The organism is Anaerococcus sp., from assembly GCF_030825785.1.
Lineage (GTDB): Bacteria > Bacillota > Clostridia > Tissierellales > Peptoniphilaceae > Anaerococcus.
The window spans coordinates 1-18,032 of the sequence record NZ_JAPJPG010000005.1 but is presented as its reverse complement, the minus strand read 5'-3'; the positions used below and the strand labels follow the sequence as shown (position 1 = coordinate 18,032).

Here is an 18,032-nt window from a genome sequence, read left to right as displayed (position 1 = left end):
AGCTATAATGAATATAAAAAAATTAATCGAAGATTATAAAAACGGAAATCTAAGTGTTGAAGATAATATTTTAGCAACCTTAGATAAAATAGAAAACGACGAATTGAATGCTTATATAAGTATTGATCGTGATGGTTCTATTAAAAGAGCTAAAAAGTTAGATGAAAAACAAAAAAACGGTGAAAAGTTAGGTTCTCTATTTGGGGTGCCTGTTGCAGTTAAAGACAATATATCCTATGACCAAATGAAAATGACCTGTGCATCCAAAATGTTAGAAAATTTCAAGCCAGTATATAATGCAAGTGTAGTAGAAAATCTACTAAAAGAAGATGCTATTATAGTAGCTAAAACTAACATGGATGAGTTTGCTATGGGCGGTAGAGGAAAGACCTCATACTTTGGCCCTACCAAAAATCCTCTTGATAACAAGAGAGTTCCTGGTGGCTCATCTTCAGGATCTGCGGCAGCAGTAGCTAAGGGTGATGTCCTAGTAGCTCTAGGAACAGATACAGGTGGTTCGGTAAGATGCCCTGCATCCTACTGTAACATTTTGGGCTATAAACCTACTTACTCCATTATGAGTAGGTATGGTGTAGTTTCTATGGCAAACACCTTAGATCAAGTATCCTTGTTCGCTAAAAACATCGAAGATATGAGAGTGTTAGCCAATACAACTGCTTCACATGATCCTAAGGATATGACTTCTAATCTCGAAAAATATGAATATAGCTACGAAGATTATGATTTCAAAGGAAAAAAGATAGGCTTTATAAAAACAGATTCAAGCCTTTATGAAGGCATTGAAGAGGAAGTAAAGAGAGATTATCAAAAAGCATTAGATACCCTAGAGTCTTTAGGAGCCGATCTTTACCCTATCGATTTAGAGTATGCTAAGTACGCAAACCAAGTATATAACGTCGTAATGAGCTCAGAAGTATCCTCAAACATGAGTAGATTTGATGGAGTGAGATTTGGATATCAGGCAGATCATTACGAAAGTGTAGAAGAACTTTTCGTAAAAAGTAGATCAGAAGGTTTAGGAGAAGAAGTTCAAAGAAGAATCGCTTTGGGAACTATGTATTTATCAGCAAATGATGATCAAAGGATATATAAGCAAGGACTTAAGTTGAGAAGCTTAATCAAAAACGAATTGGAAAAAGTTTTTGAAGAAATAGACTTACTGATAACGCCAACTACAACAAATCTACCACCATATTTAACAGATGATGAGAACGATCCATTAAGCGATTTCAAGGCGGATGGTTTCAATGTAATTGTAAATCTCGCTGGAATGTGCGGTATTTCATTACCTGTGAGAAAAGGCATATCTGGATCAGTACAGTTTATAGCTAATAGATTTGAAGATAACAAATTAATCAATGCAAGTGAGATATTTTTAAGGAGTATAAATGAAAACTAAAACAATTATCGGATTAGAAATTCACGTGGAGCTAGCCACTGAAACGAAGATGTTTTGCTCCTGTAAAAATGAGTTCGGACAAGTTCCTAACACAAATGTATGTCCAATATGTTTAGGTCATCCTGGAACTCTTCCTCAAATGAATGAAAAAGCAGTTGAATTTGCAGTTATGGCTGGTCTTGCCTTTAATTGTGACATAAGACATGACCAAAAAATGGACAGAAAAAAGTATTTCTATCCAGATCTTGTGAAGGGATATCAAATAACTCAATTTGATAAGCCTTATGCAACAAATGGTTACCTAACTTTAGAGTCAGGTAAAAATATTAGAATTGCAGAAATTCATATGGAAGAAGATACAGGTAAGTCAAATCACGATGAAAATAATGCGACCCTTATGGATTACAACAGAGCAGGTGTCCCACTAATTGAAATAGTTAGTGAACCAGATATGTCTTCACCAGATGAAGCTAGGGAGTATGTAGAAACTCTTGCATCTACCTTAAGATTTTTGGGAGTATCAGACTGTGTCATGGCTCAAGGTTCTATGCGTGTTGATGTTAATATCAATATCGAAAACTTAGAAACTGGAGAAAGAACTGCCATAGCAGAGATTAAAAACATAAACTCTATCAAAGCTATAGAAAATGCACTAGCTTTTGAGGAAAAAAGACAAATCACCCTTCTTGAAGAAGGAAAAGTTGGCGTGAAAGAAACAAGAAGATGGGATGATGAATTATCAGAAACAGTTCATATGAGAAATAAGGAAGTTGGAAACGACTATAGATTCTCCGCAGAAGGTGACATTCCTCTAATTGAACTTTCTGATGATTTCATAAATCACGTTAAAGAAAATCTACCAGAATTGCCAGGTCAAAAAGAAGCGAGATATATCAATGACCTATCACTTAGCAAGTATGATGCGAATTTACTAGCTAATGACAGAGAGCTTTCTGAACTATTTGAGAAAACAAATGCCATAGTTGACGATCCTAATACATGCGCAAACTGGATTCTATCAGAGTTATCTAGAAGGCTAAATGAGTTTGAACAAAGTCCTTCAGAGATGAAACTTTCAGTAGAAAACTTTTCTAAGTTAATACTATTAGCTAAAGAAGATAAAATAAACAACAATGTTGCCAAGAAACTCCTTAGAGAAATTTATGAATCAAATGAAGATCCAGAAAAACTCGCTGAGGAAAGAAACTTACTTCAAATATCAGATTCATCCTTCTTGGAGGAAGTTGTAGATGAGGTTTTAAGTGAGAATCCTGAATCTATAGAAGATATAAGGGGAGGTAAGGATAGGGCTTTCGGTTTCTTAGTTGGACAAGCTATGAAGAAAACTAAAGGCAAAGGAAATCCTCAAGAAATCAATAAATTGTTAAGAGAAAAGATAGGAGAGTAGGGCTATAAAACCATAGAAGAGCTTGCTTTTATATACAGCAAGCTCTAAACCAATGGGATGATTTAATAAAGCTCCTTGATAAAATGAAGATACTAATTAAAAACACACGCCTACTTACAATGGAAGATGATAAAATAAAAAGGGCGAATATTTTTATAGAAGATGATAAGATTTCCTATATAGGAAATAGGGATGATTTTAAAAGTGATACAGTTATAGATGGCAAAAACTTCTTGACAATGCCTGGGTTTATTAATGCTCATACTCATGTTGCCATGACTCTTTTTAGAAATTATGGACCTGAGACTGATCTTATGACTTGGCTTAACGATTACATATGGCCACTTGAAGATAAGCTAAAGGCAGAAGATGTCTACTACGGATCAAAGCTTGCTCTATTAGAGATGATAAAAGCAGGTACTACTAGCTTTGCAGATATGTATTTTTTCTGTGAAGAGACTGCAAAAGCTTGTAAAGAGATGAATATCAGGGCACAAATATCTAGAGGACTAGCTATTCCAGATAAAAATTCTTCTAAAATTATGGAAAACATAAATCTTGCCAATACATATAAGGATGACAGTTTAATAGATATAGGGCTTGGTCCTCATGCTGTATATACAGCAGATTTAGATTATTTGAAAAAAATATCAGACTATGCGCAAGAATACAAGCTACCTGTTCATATACACTTATCCGAAACCAAAAAGGAAAATGAAGATTGCTATAAAAAATACAATATGAGTCCGACCGAGCTTTTTGATAAGGCTGGAATTTTTAAAAACAAAACAATAGCTGCCCATGGAGTATATTTATCCGATGATGATTTGGATATTATTAAAGAAAATAATGTAAGCATAGTTCATAATCCAAGCTCTAATTTAAAACTATCATCAGGATTTTTAGACCTAGCCAGATTAATTGATAAGGGTATTAATGTGTGCTTAGGCACTGATTCTGCTTCAAGTAACAATAAGCTATCAATTCTAAGAGAGATGGAAGTATCGATGCTTGTATCTAAGCTTTATTCAAGTAGACCGATAAGCTACATAGAAATGCTACAAATGGCAACTATAAATGGGGCGAAGGCCCTAGGCTTTGATAAAGTAGGAATGATTAAAGAAACCTATAAGGCTGATCTAATAATGATTGATATCAATAATGAAAACCACATCCCCTACAATGATATCCTATCGTCCTTGTGCTTTTCTACCTATGAATCAGATATAAAAAATGTTATTATAGATGGTAACATTGTTTATAGAGATGGTAAGTTTAATAATGTCGATAGAGAAAATATAATGTCAATGACAGAAAAACAATTCGAAGAACTTAAGGCTAGATAATGATTGGAATAGATTTAGTTAGCGTAAATAAATTTAAGAAAAAATCCAAGGTCTTAAAGATTTTCACAGAAAAAGAATTAGCGCACGCAAGAGAAAGTAAGGACTTTAATATGAGTCTTTCGGGAATTTTTGCTGCAAAAGAAGCTACTATTAAGGCATATGGATTTAATTTATCTTATATTTTAAAAAAGAGAATCGAAATAAGATACAGGGATAAGAAACCAAGAGTTTTCTTAGATGGATTTTTCTTAACTGATAATATAAGCATAAGCCATGATGGAGACTATGCGCTTTCTGTATGTGAGTCTTATTTAGAAAAAATCTATGTAGACGAGTATTTCAAAAATATATTTCCTAAAAGAAAGAAGAATACCCACAAAGGAGATTACGGTAGGATCGCCATACTTGGCGGAAGTTCTGGTATGAGTGGTTCTGTATATCTTTCTTCCATGGCTTGCCTAAGAACTGGGGCAGGATTAGTATATAATATAGTTCCTAAGTCTATTAGTGATATTCTTCAGATAAAAACTAATGAGCAGATAATTTTACCTCTGGACTCTTTTAATATTACTAATAACAAGGAGAATCTAGAAAAAATAACATATTATCTAAGAGATAAGGATGTATTAGAAATAGGACCGGGGATGGGTCAAGATGATTCATTAAATTCATTAATCAATAGCATATTTATCGATTTTAGTGGTAAAATACTTATAGATGCAGATGGATTGAATGCTGTTAGCAATGATATTAAGATATTAAAAAACCACAAAAATCTTATATTAACGCCTCATCTAATGGAGTTTTCTAGACTTGTAAAATTAAGCCTTGATCAAATTAATTCTGATAGAATAGATCTTGCTAAAAAATTTGCTAGGGATAACGGATTAATTCTTGTGTTAAAATCTGAGGAAACTATAGTTACTGATGGCAATAGGATTTATATAAATAAAATCGGAAATCCTGGAATGGCTACTGCAGGAAGTGGGGATGTATTATCTGGAGTAATATCTGCTTTATTACATAGGTTGGATAACTACGAGGCGGCTTGTCTTGGTGTCTACATCCACTCGTTAGCAGGAGATCTTGCATCAAAAGACTTATGCGAAGATTCAATAATAGCATCTGACATTGTTAACCATATTCCAGGTGCTATGAAATTATTGGGGTAGGAATGTTTACTAATTATATTGAAGTTGATATAGATAAAATACAGAGAAATATCGAAAATATAAAAAAAATATCTAAAAATAAAAATATCTGTGCTGTAGTCAAGGCAAATGCTTATGGATTGGGAGCAACTGTTATTGCTAAATACATAGAAAACCAAGTATCATATTTTGCTGTTGCTAATTTCCTTGAAGCTAAAAACCTAAGAATTGCTGGCATTACAAAACCTATAATGATATTGGGTTTTGTTAGTATAGAAGAAGCAAATAGATGTGTAGATTATGATATTGAAATCCCCGTTTATGACTTATCTTATGCGGAAAGGATAAATAAGAGTATAGACGGTTTATTGAATGTTCATATAGCTTTAGATACTGGGCATTCTCGCCTAGGATTTAGAGAATTCGAATTTGATAGAATTCTTAAGCTAAAACAGCTAGAAAAATTAAAAATAAAGGGAGCTTTCAGCCATTTTTCAACAGCAGATGAAGAAGATAAGACTTTTACACATGAGCAATATGAAAAGTTTGAAAGGCTAAGAGAAAATCTTAGTGACGAATTTAAGATTGAAATATTTCATATAGCAAATTCGGCTGCATCTATTTATCATGATATTAATAGTGATATAGATAGGATTGGAATAGCTATGTATGGCATTTATCCTTCTGATTATTTAAAGGAAAGAGAAGATATTAAGCTAGAACAAGTTTTTTCTTTAAAAAGCAGAATATCATTTGTAAAAAATATTAACCCTGGTGATTCAGTTAGCTATGGTAGAAGCTTTATAGCCAAAGATAGGATGAAGATTGCGACTATTCCCATAGGCTATGCTGATGGATATTTTAGGGCTTTTTCCAATATTGGGGAAGTATTAATTAAGGGTAAGATTGCCAAAGTCTGTGGTAGGATATGCATGGATCAGATCATGGTCGATGTAAGCGATATCGACTGTAAAATAGAAGATGAGGTGATACTATACCCAGACATTTACGAAGAAGCTAATAAGATTGGAACAATACCTTATGAACTAATGACATCTTTCGATATGAGATTAACTAGGGTTTACATAAAAGATGGGGAAATTGTTGAGGTAGATAATTATTTAGGAGAACTGTATGAAAATTAAAAGAGGGGATCTTTTTTATGCTGACTTATCTCCTGTCGTCGGTAGTGAGCAGGGAGGTGTTAGACCTGTTATTGTTGTACAAAATAATGTAGGAAATAAATATTCACCAACTATTATAGTTGCTCCTGTGACTAGTCAGCTTAATAAAGCCAAGCTTCCCACCCATGTTAGACTAAAGGGTAACGAGTTCGGACTTCCCAAAAATAGCGTAGCATTGATGGAACAGCTTAGAACAATAGATAAGAAAAGATTAAGAGAGAAAATAGGTAGCTTCAATCACGACATAATGCTAAAAATAGATGAAGCTATGGCAATATCATTAGATTTAGTTGATAATTAAACTTACATAATACATAAAAGAGCTGTTAGAGAATGAATATTACCCTTTCATTAGAATCATGTATTCAATCTTGTAACAGCTCTATTTTAAAATTAATATCTACTTATCTTCGACAATCATTCTCGCCAAAACATCTGGGTTTCCACAACCTGTGGTGAGGACTAAGTCGTCTTTTTTAATTTCCTTATAAATATAATCCCTACAATCTTCAAACTCACCAATATACTTTGCATTTATTCCCTGTTTAACTAAAGCATCAACAACATCTTTTGAATGAATACTTGGATCAAACTTTTCTCTTGCAGCATAAATATCGGTTATAATCACTTCATCACTAGAATCGAAGCAAGTCAAGAAGTCGTCAAACAATGTCTTGGTCCTACTGTAGGTGTGAGGTTGCCATACGCAAATAAGACGGCCCTTAGTATGTTCTTTTAAGGCGTCTAGGGTAACTTTAATCTCTGATGGATGGTGGCCGTAATCGGTCATTATCGTCGCATCATCAACTTCACCTATGATTTGCATTCTTCTATCGAGCCCTTCGTACTTAAGGATATTCTTTCTAATAGTTTCAACATCTATGCCATTTTCATATGTGGCGATGATTGAAGCCATAGCATTATTGATATTATGTCTTCCTATAACACCTAATTCGAAATGTTCAACGTCACCATTTCTCATTCTTAAGTCAAAGTTTGGTCTACCAATTTCGTCAAACTTTATATTGAAAGCACAATAGTCGGCTTCATCGTTTTCTTGTGCGTAAGTTATTAACTTTCCCTTTACAGAATCAAAAATCAATCTATTGTTTTCTTCATTTAAGTTTGTAATAGTCATTGAGTTTTCATCTTGGTTAGTTAGGTACTCTCTAAATGTATCTACAATATCGGCTAGGTCCTTGTAATAGTCTAGGTGGTCTTCGTCAATATTTAATACTATTAATGTTTGTGGATAGTAATATCTGATATTTCCCTTATATTCGCAAGCCTCAGTTACCAAGTATTCTTCACTACCAACCCTAACATTACCCTTCATTTCATCTAATTCACCACCTAGCAGGATAGTAGCGTCTTTATCAGAGTGCATTAAAATCTTAGAAATCATAGAAGTTGTGGTAGACTTACCGTGAGATCCAGATACTGCAATAGAATTTTTATAGTTTCTCATCAAGGCACCTAGGAAAACTCCTCTTGTTACAACTGGAACATTAAGCTTTTTTGCAGCTATTAATTCTTCGTTATCATCTAAGATAGCGTCCGTATATATTACTAGATCAGGATTTGTTATATTTTCTTTCTTTTGTCCTATTGATATCTTAACTCCAAGTTCTCTTAGATGATTGATAATTTTACTATCTGACCTATCAGAACCAGAAACTTCATAACCTTTAGCCAAAAGCAATTGAGCAAGGCCGCTCATTGATATGCCACCTACTCCTATAAAATGAATGTATTTATAATCATGTCTTTCTAAATCAAATTTAAACATATATTCTCCTTAGTTATTATCTATACTGTATGGGTGTTTTTATTATACCATATTTATATAATAAAGTGAGTCAATTGATATTAATAATTGATTAGAATTTAGCTAAAAGTATATTAATAGCAAAGGAGAGAATATGAAATATGTAATAGGAAATGACCATGGAGGTCTTGATTTAGAAGAAGTAGTAAAGGATGAATTAGAAAAGCTTGGGCATGAGGTATATCATGTAGGAGCTTACAACAGTGAGTCTGTAGATTATAGCGATTATGCAAAAAAGGCTTGTACCGAGGTGATTGAAGGAAGAGCTGATTTTGCTATCTTAATTTGTGGTACTGGACTTGGTATGAGTATTTCAGCAAATAAGATTCAGGGTATTAGGGCAGCGTGCGTTTCTGAAGCTTACTCAGCAAGGATGAGTAGGGCCCATAATAATGCTAATACCCTATGTATGGGAGCTCGCGTCATAGGCTCTGAAACATGTAGAATGATTGTGGATGAATTTGTCAATACTAAATTTGAAGGCGGAAGACATCAACGAAGAGTAGATAAAATTATGGATATAGAAAAATCCAATAAAGCTTAGGAGTTCTGTTTTAAATTTTCATAAAAAATGTTATTATATAAGTGAGAATATTTTAAAGGAGATAAATTTGAGTATACCTACACCACACATATCAGCAACAAGTGCTGATCAAATTGCAAAGACAGTATTAATGCCAGGAGATCCTCTTAGAGCAAAATATATTGCAGATAATTTCTTAACGGATGTTACTCAGTTTAATGAAACTCGAGGAATGCTTGGATATACAGGTTACTATAAGGGAAAAAGAGTTTCTGTTATGGGAAGTGGAATGGGAATTCCATCATCAATGATTTATTACAACGAATTATTTCAATTCTATGATGTAGATACTATTATTAGAGTAGGAACAGCAGGTTCCATGCAAGAAGATGTGAAACTACACGATATTGTAATTGCATCAGCAGCTTGTTCTGAATCATCTATTAATGATAATTTATTTGGAAATATACATTTTTCATCAACACCAGATTTCGACTTATTATTACAAGCCTATGAAAAATCAAATGAATTAGGCTATACTACCCACTGTGGACAAGTTCACTCATCAGATCAATTTTACAATGATATGCCAAAAGAAGTTTTTGAGAACCTACAGAAATATGGCGTTTTATGTGTAGAAATGGAATCATACGGCCTATTTATGGCAGCCAAGAAACACGGTAAAAAGGGTCTAGGAATATTCACAATTAGTGATTCACTTGTCGAAAATGTTGCTGATAGCGCTGAGAATAGGCAAACTTCATATACAAATATGATGGAACTTGCTCTAGAAGTGGCACCGGAATAATATATGTTAAAAGTTATTATAATGGCAGCAGGTGAAGGAACTAGGATGAAATCATCTACAAGCAAGGTCCTTCACAAGTTACTTAATAAAGAAATAATTAGATATGTTTATGAAGCAAGTAAGTTAGAAAATTCTGAAACTATTATCATCTCAGGTAAGAACAGAGAAGCTATAGGTAAAATGTTCGATACGTGTGAGATAATAGAGCAGAAAATTGGGCCAGCATACCCTTACGGAACGGGATATGCTGTAAGCCTATGTAGCGACTATATAGAGGATAATGATGAGGTGCTTGTATTAAATGGTGACATACCACTTATAACTAAGGAGGCACTTGAAGAATTCGTTGATAGACACATAGAAAATAAGTCAAGTGTTTCTGTCTTATCTACCAAAGTATCAGATCCTAGTGGATATGGAAGAATAATAAGAGATAAAACCGGAAATTTCTTGCAAATTACAGAGCATAGGGATCTTAGAGATGACCAATTAGACATTAACGAAATAAATACAGGTATTTATATCTTTAATGGAGCCTCTCTTAAAAATGCCCTAAAAGAAATAAATACAGATAATGACCAAAATGAATTATACTTAACTGATTGCATTGAAATTCTCCATAATAAAAACGAAAAATCAATGGCTTTTATGAATGAGGAAGCTGATTTATTCTATGGAATTAACAACAAAAAGGAACTAGCAGAGGCTGGTAGAATTCTTAGACAGAGAATAAATGAAGAGTACATGTTTGATGGAGTAATAATCGAGACACCAGATACGGTCACAATTGAACCTGGAGTAATAATAGGACAAGACACAGTTATATCTGGAAATGTGAAAATTCTAGGTAAGACTGAGATTGGATCTAATTGTGTGATTGAGGGATCATCTAGAATTGAAGATTCGAAAATTTACAATAATGTGAGAATAGACAATTCTGTAATAGAAAAATCTATCATGGAAGAATCTAGTAATATTGGACCTTTTTCACATCTTAGACCAAAGGCGCATTTGGATAAAAATGTTCACATTGGCAATTTTGTTGAGGTTAAAAATGCCAGTATGGGTGATGGTTGTAAGGCTGGTCATTTGGCTTATATAGGAGATTGTGATTTAGGTAAAGATATTAATGTTGGTTGTGGCGTGATTTTTGTTAATTATGATGGTAAATTTAAACATAGGTCTGTAGTTGGAGATGGTGCTTTTATAGGGTCAAATTCTAATATAGTAGCACCAGTAAACATTGCTTCTGAAGGATATGTAGCAGCAGGATCTACTATTACTAAAGATATTGATAAGGGAGAGTTATCAATAGAGAGAGCAGAGCAAAAAAATATTGCAGGCTACGTAGATAAAAAGAAAAAAAGAGATCAAGAAAAATTAAAGGAGAAAAAATGACATCAAATTGTAATAGAGGCTCATATATTCAAAGAGGGGAATTGAAGCTTTTAACAGGTAACTCTAATAAGAAACTTGCTGAAAGTGTTGCTAAACATCTAGGAGTTGAACTAACTGAAGCAGATATTGAGAAATTTAAAGATGGAGAAATATCTATCAAAATAAATGAATCCATAAGAGGTAAAGATGTGTTTATAATGCAACCAACCTCTAATCCTACTAATGATAATTTGATGGAATTACTTATTATGATTGATGCTTGTAGAAGAGCATCAGCAGGATACGTAAATGCGATAATACCTTATTACGGATATGCTAGACAGGATAGAAAGACTAGAGGTCGTGAGCCAATTACTGCGAAGCTTGTAGCAAATCTGCTTACAGTAGCAGGAGCTGATAGGGTTATTACAATGGACCTTCACGCTGGACAAATCCAAGGATATTTTGATATACCTGTCGACCATTTCTCTGCTATAAGACATCTTTCAACTCATTTTAAGGATTTTGCTTATGATAGACCAGATGAATTTGTAGTAGTAAGCCCCGACTTAGGTGGAGTTAGAAGAGCAAGAGAGTTTGCAGACTATCTAAAGCTTCCTATAGCTATAATTGAAAAAAGAAGACCAAAACCAAATGTTTCTGAAGTTATGTCTGTGATTGGAGACTTTAAGGGTAAACATGCAATAATTGTTGATGATATGATTGACACTGCAGGGACAATTACTAACGCAGGTGACTTTTTAATTAACAGTGGTGCTAAAGATGTATATCTTGTTGCGACTCATGGTGTCTTTAGTGGAGATGCAATTGATAAAATAAATAAATCAAATGTGAAAGAAGTAGTAATAACTGATACCATAGCCCTAGACGAAGATAAGAACATAGATAAGATAACTCAAATGTCTATAGCTCCTTTATTATCTGAAGCAATTCACAGAATTAATACTTATGAATCAATAAGTGGACTATTCGTGGATGGTAGATAATGTATTATATCGTAGGATTAGGTAATCCTGGATCAAAATACGAAAATACAAGACATAATGTTGGGTTTTTGACAATTGATTATCTTGCAAGGAAACATAATATAGATGTCAGAAAATCTAAATTCAAATCACTCTATGGTCAGGGAACAATTTCTGGCCATAAAGTCATGCTCGTAAAACCACAAACATACATGAATAATTCAGGAGAAGCAGTAAGGGACTTAAAGAATTTCTACAAATTTGATACTGACAAATTAATCGTAATTTACGACGATATAGATATAGATTTTGGAAGTATAAGGATAAGAAAAAAAGGATCAGCTGGGACTCATAACGGAATGAAATCCATTATTTATCAAATTCAAGATGACTCTTTCCCAAGGATAAAGATAGCAGTAGGAAAGAAACCAGAATATATGGATTTGGCAAATTTTGTCCTAAGTGGATTTAGCGAAAAAGAAGCAGAAATAATACGAAATGAAATTGATATAGCGAGCAAGTCTATCGAAACTATAATAGAAGAAAATATTGATAAGTCAATGAATCTGTACAATTCTGTTAGATTAGTGGAAGATATTGATGAATAAATTATTAGAAAATATCAACTCTTTAGAGCAATTTAAGCAAATAGAAAATAATATAGATGATTATTCACCTATATATTTATCAGGACTAACTGACGGTTTCAAGCCTCACTTAGTCCTTGCTTTGTTTGAAAAGTTTAAAGAAAGCCTAGTAATAATTGCAGAAAATGAAAAAAGGGCTGAGATTTATCTCGATAGTATAAACGGAATTATAGAAAATAAGGCATATTTGTTCCCTAGTTTGGATATTAATTTTTATAATATTAAGTCAATAGATAATAGAAAGCTTTCTCAAAGGATGGAAGTTCTAACGAAGCTTGCTAAGGGAGAAAACTTTATAGTCATAACTACACTAAAGGCTATGACAAATAAACTGACCACTTTAGATAGATTTAACAAGTCTTTTGTTAAAATAAAAGATGAAGATATTATTGACGTTAATAACTTCATAGAAAATCTTATAAATCTTAACTATACAGCTAATTCTCTTGTAGAGAATAAGGGAGACTTCGCTAAGAGAGGTTCTATTATAGATTTCTGGCCCGTTTCATACGACAATCCAGTTAGAATTGAACTATTCGATGACGAGGTAGACTCCATCAGATTATTTGATAAGGACAGTCAAAGAACAATAGAAAAGATTTCTGAGGCTGAAATTAGCCCTGTTACTGAACTTATATATTCAAAAGACGATTATGATAAGGTGATAAAAAATATTAACAGGGAAATAATGTCTTTAGATAATGATTCAAAGGAAATAAATCGACAGAAGCTCATAGATAAATATAAACAAATTACAGCTTTTATTGAAGAGAGTATGTTTGTTAGTAATATTGACCTTGTAAATCCCTATAGAAAGGATGACTATTCTAGTTTCTTAGATTATATCCCAAAGAGTGGTCTGATATTTTTTGATGATGTTGCTAGAGTTATAGAAGACTATGATAACTTTTACGAAAATTTCCTCGAAGACTTGAGTCTACAAATGGAGAATAATGAGGTTTTCAAATCTTTTGAGCATGCAAGAATACTGATTGATGATATTTATGAACAAATAGATAATTTTAGAATAATAAACCTAACATCTATTCTAAAAAAATCAAAGCTCTTTAATCCTAGAAAAATTATAGAGATAAAAACAATAGAATCAGAAAATTTCAATCGACGAGTAGATTATTTCATAGATAGGACAATAGAACTTGCTAATAGCGACAAAAAGGTATTAATACTTGAAGGTAATGAAAAAACTGCTTTTCAGCTGATAGATGCGTATTTAGAAAAAGATTTTACGCAAGTTTCAAAAGTTGGCATAGGTGAAAGTTTCGAGAAAATCCCTATACAAATCGCAAATGCTACAAGTAGTAGCGGATATTATATTTATGATCTAGACTTTTATGTTTTTACCCATAAGGAAATTTATGGTAGTGAAAGAAAGGCTCGAAAGAAAAAATCAAAGAACAAGACCTCGTCTAGAGATATTATCAATTATTCTGACCTTGATATTGGAGATTATGTAGTTCATGAAAATAACGGTATCGGTATATATAAGGGTCTTGAAAAAATTGAAGTAAATAATATTGAAAAAGACTTTATAGTCATCGAATATCGAGGAACAGATAAACTCTTCGTACCAGTAGATCAGATGAATCTAATAAGTAAATATATAGGAAGTAGAGGGGAAAGCCCAAAACTTTCGTCTTTGGGGACTCAAACCTGGCAAAAGGCTAAAGCAAGAGCCAAAAAGGCTGTTGATGAAATAGCAGATGATTTGGTTGAATTGTATGCTAAAAGATCTAAAATTAAGGGGCATGCTTTCTCAAAAGATACGACTTGGCAAAACGAGTTTGAAAATTCTTTCCCTTATGAAGAAACTTATTCTCAAATAAGATCCATAGAAGAGATAAAAAAAGACATGGAATCTGATAAACCGATGGATAGACTCCTATGTGGCGATGTGGGTTTTGGTAAGACAGAAGTTGCTATAAGGGCAGCCTTTAAGGCAATTATGGATGGGTATCAAGTAGCATTTCTAGTTCCCACTACAATTCTTGCGAATCAGCACTATGAGACCATAAAAAGACGCTTTGATAAGTTTCCTGTCAATGTTCAAGTGATTTCTAGATTTAATCCTAGTTCAAAAAATAAACTAATAATTAAGGATCTGAAAGCAGGAAAGGTTGATTTAATTATTGGAACTCACAGATTACTATCAAAAGATGTAGGATATAAAAATCTTGGCCTATTGATTATAGATGAAGAGCAAAGATTTGGTGTTAAGCATAAAGAGAAATTAAAAGAATTAAAATCATCCCTTGATGTCTTGACATTGTCAGCAACTCCGATACCAAGAACCCTTCAGATGTCCTTATCAGGAATCCGCGATCTATCTACTTTAGATGAAGCTCCTGAAGAAAGGATGCCTGTAAATACCTATGTACTTGAATATGATAATGGTATTATTAAACAAGCTATAGAAAGAGAGCTAAATAGAAATGGTCAAGTCTATTTTGTCTATAACAGAGTTAATGATATAGAAAAACTCTACAATCATCTAATAGAACTTGTTCCTGATGCAAATATAGCGATAATTCACGGGAGGATCAGTCCGAAGCAGATTGAAAAAACAATGCTTGAATTCATAGATGGTGAGATAGATATTCTCCTATCGACAACTATCATTGAAACCGGGATGGATATATCAAATGTAAATACCATAATAATCTATGACTCTGATATGTTGGGACTTGGACAGCTATATCAGCTTAAAGGAAGAATCGGGCGAGGAAATAGATCCTCCTACGCATATTTTACTTATAGGACTGGAAAAATATTATCAGAGATTAGTGAAAAAAGATTAAAATCTATAAGAGACTTTTCAGATTTTGGTTCAGGCTATAAAATAGCTATGAAAGACCTAGAATTAAGAGGAGCAGGAAATCTTTTGGGAGAAAGCCAATCAGGACATGTCGAAGCAATAGGATATGATCTCTATGTTAAATTCCTTCAAGAAGCAGTAGAAAAAGCTAGTGGTAAGGAAGTAGAAATCAAAGATAAATCTGATGTATATATCGATATAAAGGTCGATGGATATATTCCTAACTTTTATATTGAAGACCAAGCACAAAAGATTGAGATTTATAATAGAATTGCAAGAATTCAAAATCAAGAAGACTATGATGAATTAGTCGCTGATTTAATAGATGTATATGGCGATATACCTATAATGGTAGATAATTTAATGTACATTTCATTGATAAAATCTATGGCGGATGAATTATTATTTAGTGAAATTAGAGAAAAAAGCGGTAATGTAAACATATATTTCGAAAATAAGGATGCATTTAGTTTTGAGGAATTGGCAGAGATTAATCAATCATTTGAAAGAGATATGTCTCTTGATTTATCGACTAATCCAGCGTTTAAAATTCCAGTATCTAGAAACAAACTCTTAGATACCTATGAACTATTAAAAACAATCGAAAAAGTAAGGAGTAAAAATGAAAAATAAAATTATACCAGTGATGTTAATGGCTTCTTTGTTATTTGCAGGATGTAATCAAAATAAAGATGCAGGAGAAGGTGCGAACAATAAAACAGAACAAACAGAGGAAGTAAAAGATAAGAAAACAGAAAAACTCGATGATAAAACTGTAGCTATAGTCGATGGAGAAAAGATTAGTAAGGATGATTATAAGGAAGAGCTAAGCTTCTATGCATCAATGCTGGCTAGCCAACAACAACTCAAAAACTCTATCGTAACTATGATGGTACAAGATAAATTAATTGCAAATGACATCAAGAAAAATGATATTAAAATAGATGATAAAGAAGTAGATGATGCTTTGATGCAATCTGTACAAAATTTTGGTGGTCAAGAACAATTCGATAAGACACTAGATGATTACAATATGAGTTTAGATAAATTCAAAGAAACTCTCAAAAAGGACCTAATGTATAAAAAACATAGGGAATGGTTCGACTCTAACAATGAAGTTACAGAAGATGAAATCAAAAAATATTTCGAAGATAACAAAGATGAATTTGTAAAGGTTGACGCATCTCACATCTTAGTTCAAGATGAAGAAACTGCTAAAGAAGTAAAAGAAAAAATTGATAACGGAGAAGATTTTGCTAAGCTTGCAGAGGAATACTCAACTGACACTGCTAGTGCTAAAAACGGTGGAGCTGTAGGTGCCTTCTCCAAAGGTCAAATGGTTAAGGAATTTGAAGATGCTGCTTTTTCTATGAAAGAAGGGGAAGTTTCTGATCCAGTTAAGTCACAATTCGGATATCATATAATTAAGGTTAACAAAATAACAGATTCTTTCGAAGATTCTAAAGAAGAAATCGCTAAGAAAATCAAAGATCAAAAATATGCAGATTACATTAAGAAATTGCATGATGATGCAAATGTAGTTACTGATAATGCAAGTGAAAAAGACGCTAGTGATGATGCAAAAGGATCAGAAACTGAAGTAAAGACAGAAAAAGAAGAAGATACTACTGATAAAGAGGAAAAAGTAGAAGATTCTAAAGATGAAGCAAACAATAAAGAATCTGAAGACGAAAACAAGTAAGATTTTACTAACAGCGTTTTTGTTATTTGCCACACTTACTTCATGTAATAGTAAGGATAGAACTACTAGCAATATCATAGCAAGTGTTGATGGAAAGACCATTTCGAGTGATTTATATTCAAAAGAATTAAGATTTTATCAGGCCTATTATAGCAAGGTCTACGGTGAATCTTACTTAGAAAATAAGAGCAAAAACGGGAAGACTAATGATCAAATACTAAGAGATGAACTTGTTGACTCTATGATTAAAGATCAAGTTATGAAAAAAGATTTAGAGTCTAATAATATTAAATTAGATGATAATGGATCAAATAGTTTAAAGAATATTATTTCAGATAAACTAAATGGTGAGGATTCACTTAAGGCAAATATCCTCGCCTTAGGGTTTAATGAAAACTCTATGAATGATATCTTATATAATGATTCTATAAGGAAGGCTCATTTTGATCTCTACCTTAAGAAGAACAAGGTTAAAGATAAATATGTAGTTGAATTTTATAACAAAGATAAGAATCTTCATAGGCTATACAAGTATAACGTCTTGGTATTCGATGATGAGAATGTCGCTAAAAATATCAAAGATAAAATAACAGATGCAAAAAGTTTTAAATCATTCCTTAATAAAAATGCAAGGAACTACTCAATTATAAATTCCGATTTCGTTTATATAAACGATCAACTACTATTGGAATCTAAGGTTAAGGAAAAAGATGAGATAAGCAATATATTTGAGCATGAAGGAAAGTATTGTATACTTATGATAAATTCATATAATGAAAATGAAAATGATCTATTACTCAAAGCAAAGGATATTTATAT

The 18,032-nt window shown here is 32.7% G+C and carries 15 protein-coding genes; 14 read left to right on the top strand and 1 reads right to left on the bottom strand.

Annotation, left to right across the window (positions count from 1 at the left end):
• Positions 1–7: 7 nt before the first annotated feature.
• The 6 genes from gatA to RCH56_RS01330 all read left to right on the top strand — a co-directional run bounded on the left by gatA (position 8) and on the right by RCH56_RS01330 (position 6,810).
• A complete protein-coding gene (gene gatA / locus RCH56_RS01355; protein WP_306483210.1) occupies positions 8–1,420 on the top strand; it encodes an Asp-tRNA(Asn)/Glu-tRNA(Gln) amidotransferase subunit GatA in 1,413 nt (470 codons plus the stop codon).
• Positions 1,410–2,828 carry an Asp-tRNA(Asn)/Glu-tRNA(Gln) amidotransferase subunit GatB gene (gene gatB, locus RCH56_RS01350; protein ID WP_306483209.1) on the top strand — a complete coding sequence of 473 codons (1,419 nt, stop codon included), beginning with the start codon at positions 1,410–1,412 and terminating at the stop codon, positions 2,826–2,828. The genes gatA and gatB overlap by 11 nt, the downstream gene beginning before the upstream one ends.
• Positions 2,829–2,911: 83 nt before the next feature.
• Complete coding sequence (locus RCH56_RS01345; RefSeq protein WP_306483208.1) at positions 2,912–4,174, top strand: amidohydrolase; 1,263 nt, start codon at positions 2,912–2,914, stop codon at positions 4,172–4,174.
• Positions 4,174–5,346 (top strand): NAD(P)H-hydrate dehydratase, encoded by a 1,173-nt coding sequence (locus RCH56_RS01340; RefSeq protein WP_306483207.1) that lies wholly within the window; start codon positions 4,174–4,176, stop codon positions 5,344–5,346. The genes RCH56_RS01345 and RCH56_RS01340 overlap by 1 nt, the downstream gene beginning before the upstream one ends.
• A gap of 2 nt (positions 5,347–5,348) precedes the next feature.
• Complete coding sequence (gene alr, locus RCH56_RS01335; protein WP_306483206.1) at positions 5,349–6,470, top strand: alanine racemase; 1,122 nt, start codon at positions 5,349–5,351, stop codon at positions 6,468–6,470.
• Positions 6,460–6,810, top strand: a complete 351-nt coding sequence (locus tag RCH56_RS01330) for a type II toxin-antitoxin system PemK/MazF family toxin (protein WP_015777905.1) — start codon at positions 6,460–6,462, stop codon at positions 6,808–6,810. Before alr ends, RCH56_RS01330 begins: the two co-directional genes overlap by 11 nt.
• A 99-nt stretch (positions 6,811–6,909) precedes the next feature.
• Here the strand turns inward: RCH56_RS01330 and murC are convergent, their stop codons facing one another.
• The gene (gene murC / locus RCH56_RS01325) at positions 6,910–8,298 is read right to left on the bottom strand and encodes a UDP-N-acetylmuramate--L-alanine ligase (RefSeq protein WP_306483205.1); all 1,389 of its coding nucleotides are present in this window, start codon (positions 8,296–8,298) and stop codon (positions 6,910–6,912) included.
• 133 nt (positions 8,299–8,431) lie between these two features.
• Here murC and rpiB point away from each other — a divergent pair, with 133 nt between their 5' ends.
• The 8 genes from rpiB to RCH56_RS01285 all read left to right on the top strand — a co-directional run.
• A complete protein-coding gene (rpiB, locus tag RCH56_RS01320) occupies positions 8,432–8,881 on the top strand; it encodes a ribose 5-phosphate isomerase B (RefSeq protein WP_306483204.1) in 450 nt (149 codons plus the stop codon).
• Between the two features lie 67 nt (positions 8,882–8,948).
• Positions 8,949–9,668 (top strand): purine-nucleoside phosphorylase, encoded by a 720-nt coding sequence (gene deoD, locus RCH56_RS01315; protein ID WP_306483203.1) that lies wholly within the window; start codon positions 8,949–8,951, stop codon positions 9,666–9,668.
• A 3-nt stretch (positions 9,669–9,671) separates the two neighbouring features.
• On the top strand, positions 9,672–11,066 hold the full coding sequence (gene glmU / locus RCH56_RS01310; protein ID WP_306483202.1) for a bifunctional UDP-N-acetylglucosamine diphosphorylase/glucosamine-1-phosphate N-acetyltransferase GlmU: 1,395 nt from the start codon (positions 9,672–9,674) through the stop codon (positions 11,064–11,066).
• Positions 11,063–12,052: a ribose-phosphate pyrophosphokinase gene (locus RCH56_RS01305; RefSeq protein WP_306483201.1), complete on the top strand. Its 990-nt coding sequence runs from the start codon at positions 11,063–11,065 to the stop codon at positions 12,050–12,052. The genes glmU and RCH56_RS01305 overlap by 4 nt, the downstream gene beginning before the upstream one ends.
• Complete coding sequence (gene pth / locus RCH56_RS01300; RefSeq protein WP_306483200.1) at positions 12,052–12,639, top strand: aminoacyl-tRNA hydrolase; 588 nt, start codon at positions 12,052–12,054, stop codon at positions 12,637–12,639. Before RCH56_RS01305 ends, pth begins: the two co-directional genes overlap by 1 nt.
• Complete coding sequence (mfd, locus tag RCH56_RS01295; RefSeq protein WP_306483199.1) at positions 12,632–16,144, top strand: transcription-repair coupling factor; 3,513 nt, start codon at positions 12,632–12,634, stop codon at positions 16,142–16,144. The genes pth and mfd overlap by 8 nt, the downstream gene beginning before the upstream one ends.
• Positions 16,134–17,213 (top strand): peptidylprolyl isomerase, encoded by a 1,080-nt coding sequence (locus RCH56_RS01290; protein WP_306483198.1) that lies wholly within the window; start codon positions 16,134–16,136, stop codon positions 17,211–17,213. The genes mfd and RCH56_RS01290 overlap by 11 nt, the downstream gene beginning before the upstream one ends.
• Positions 17,173–18,032: SurA N-terminal domain-containing protein (locus RCH56_RS01285; protein WP_306483197.1), on the top strand; the 860-nt coding region annotated here is incomplete at its 3' end. The genes RCH56_RS01290 and RCH56_RS01285, both read left to right, overlap by 41 nt.

Coding starts and splice junctions, on each gene's coding strand:
- gatA (WP_306483210.1), top strand. CDS start 8: ATGAATATAAAAAAATTAATCGAAGATTATAAAAACGGAAATCTAAGT.
- gatB (WP_306483209.1), top strand. CDS start 1,410: ATGAAAACTAAAACAATTATCGGATTAGAAATTCACGTGGAGCTAGCC.
- RCH56_RS01345 (WP_306483208.1), top strand. CDS start 2,912: ATGAAGATACTAATTAAAAACACACGCCTACTTACAATGGAAGATGAT.
- RCH56_RS01340 (WP_306483207.1), top strand. CDS start 4,174: ATGATTGGAATAGATTTAGTTAGCGTAAATAAATTTAAGAAAAAATCC.
- alr (WP_306483206.1), top strand. CDS start 5,349: ATGTTTACTAATTATATTGAAGTTGATATAGATAAAATACAGAGAAAT.
- RCH56_RS01330 (WP_015777905.1), top strand. CDS start 6,460: ATGAAAATTAAAAGAGGGGATCTTTTTTATGCTGACTTATCTCCTGTC.
- murC (WP_306483205.1), bottom strand. CDS start 8,298: ATGTTTAAATTTGATTTAGAAAGACATGATTATAAATACATTCATTTT.
- rpiB (WP_306483204.1), top strand. CDS start 8,432: ATGAAATATGTAATAGGAAATGACCATGGAGGTCTTGATTTAGAAGAA.
- glmU (WP_306483202.1), top strand. CDS start 9,672: ATGTTAAAAGTTATTATAATGGCAGCAGGTGAAGGAACTAGGATGAAA.
- RCH56_RS01305 (WP_306483201.1), top strand. CDS start 11,063: ATGACATCAAATTGTAATAGAGGCTCATATATTCAAAGAGGGGAATTG.
- pth (WP_306483200.1), top strand. CDS start 12,052: ATGTATTATATCGTAGGATTAGGTAATCCTGGATCAAAATACGAAAAT.
- mfd (WP_306483199.1), top strand. CDS start 12,632: ATGAATAAATTATTAGAAAATATCAACTCTTTAGAGCAATTTAAGCAA.
- RCH56_RS01290 (WP_306483198.1), top strand. CDS start 16,134: ATGAAAAATAAAATTATACCAGTGATGTTAATGGCTTCTTTGTTATTT.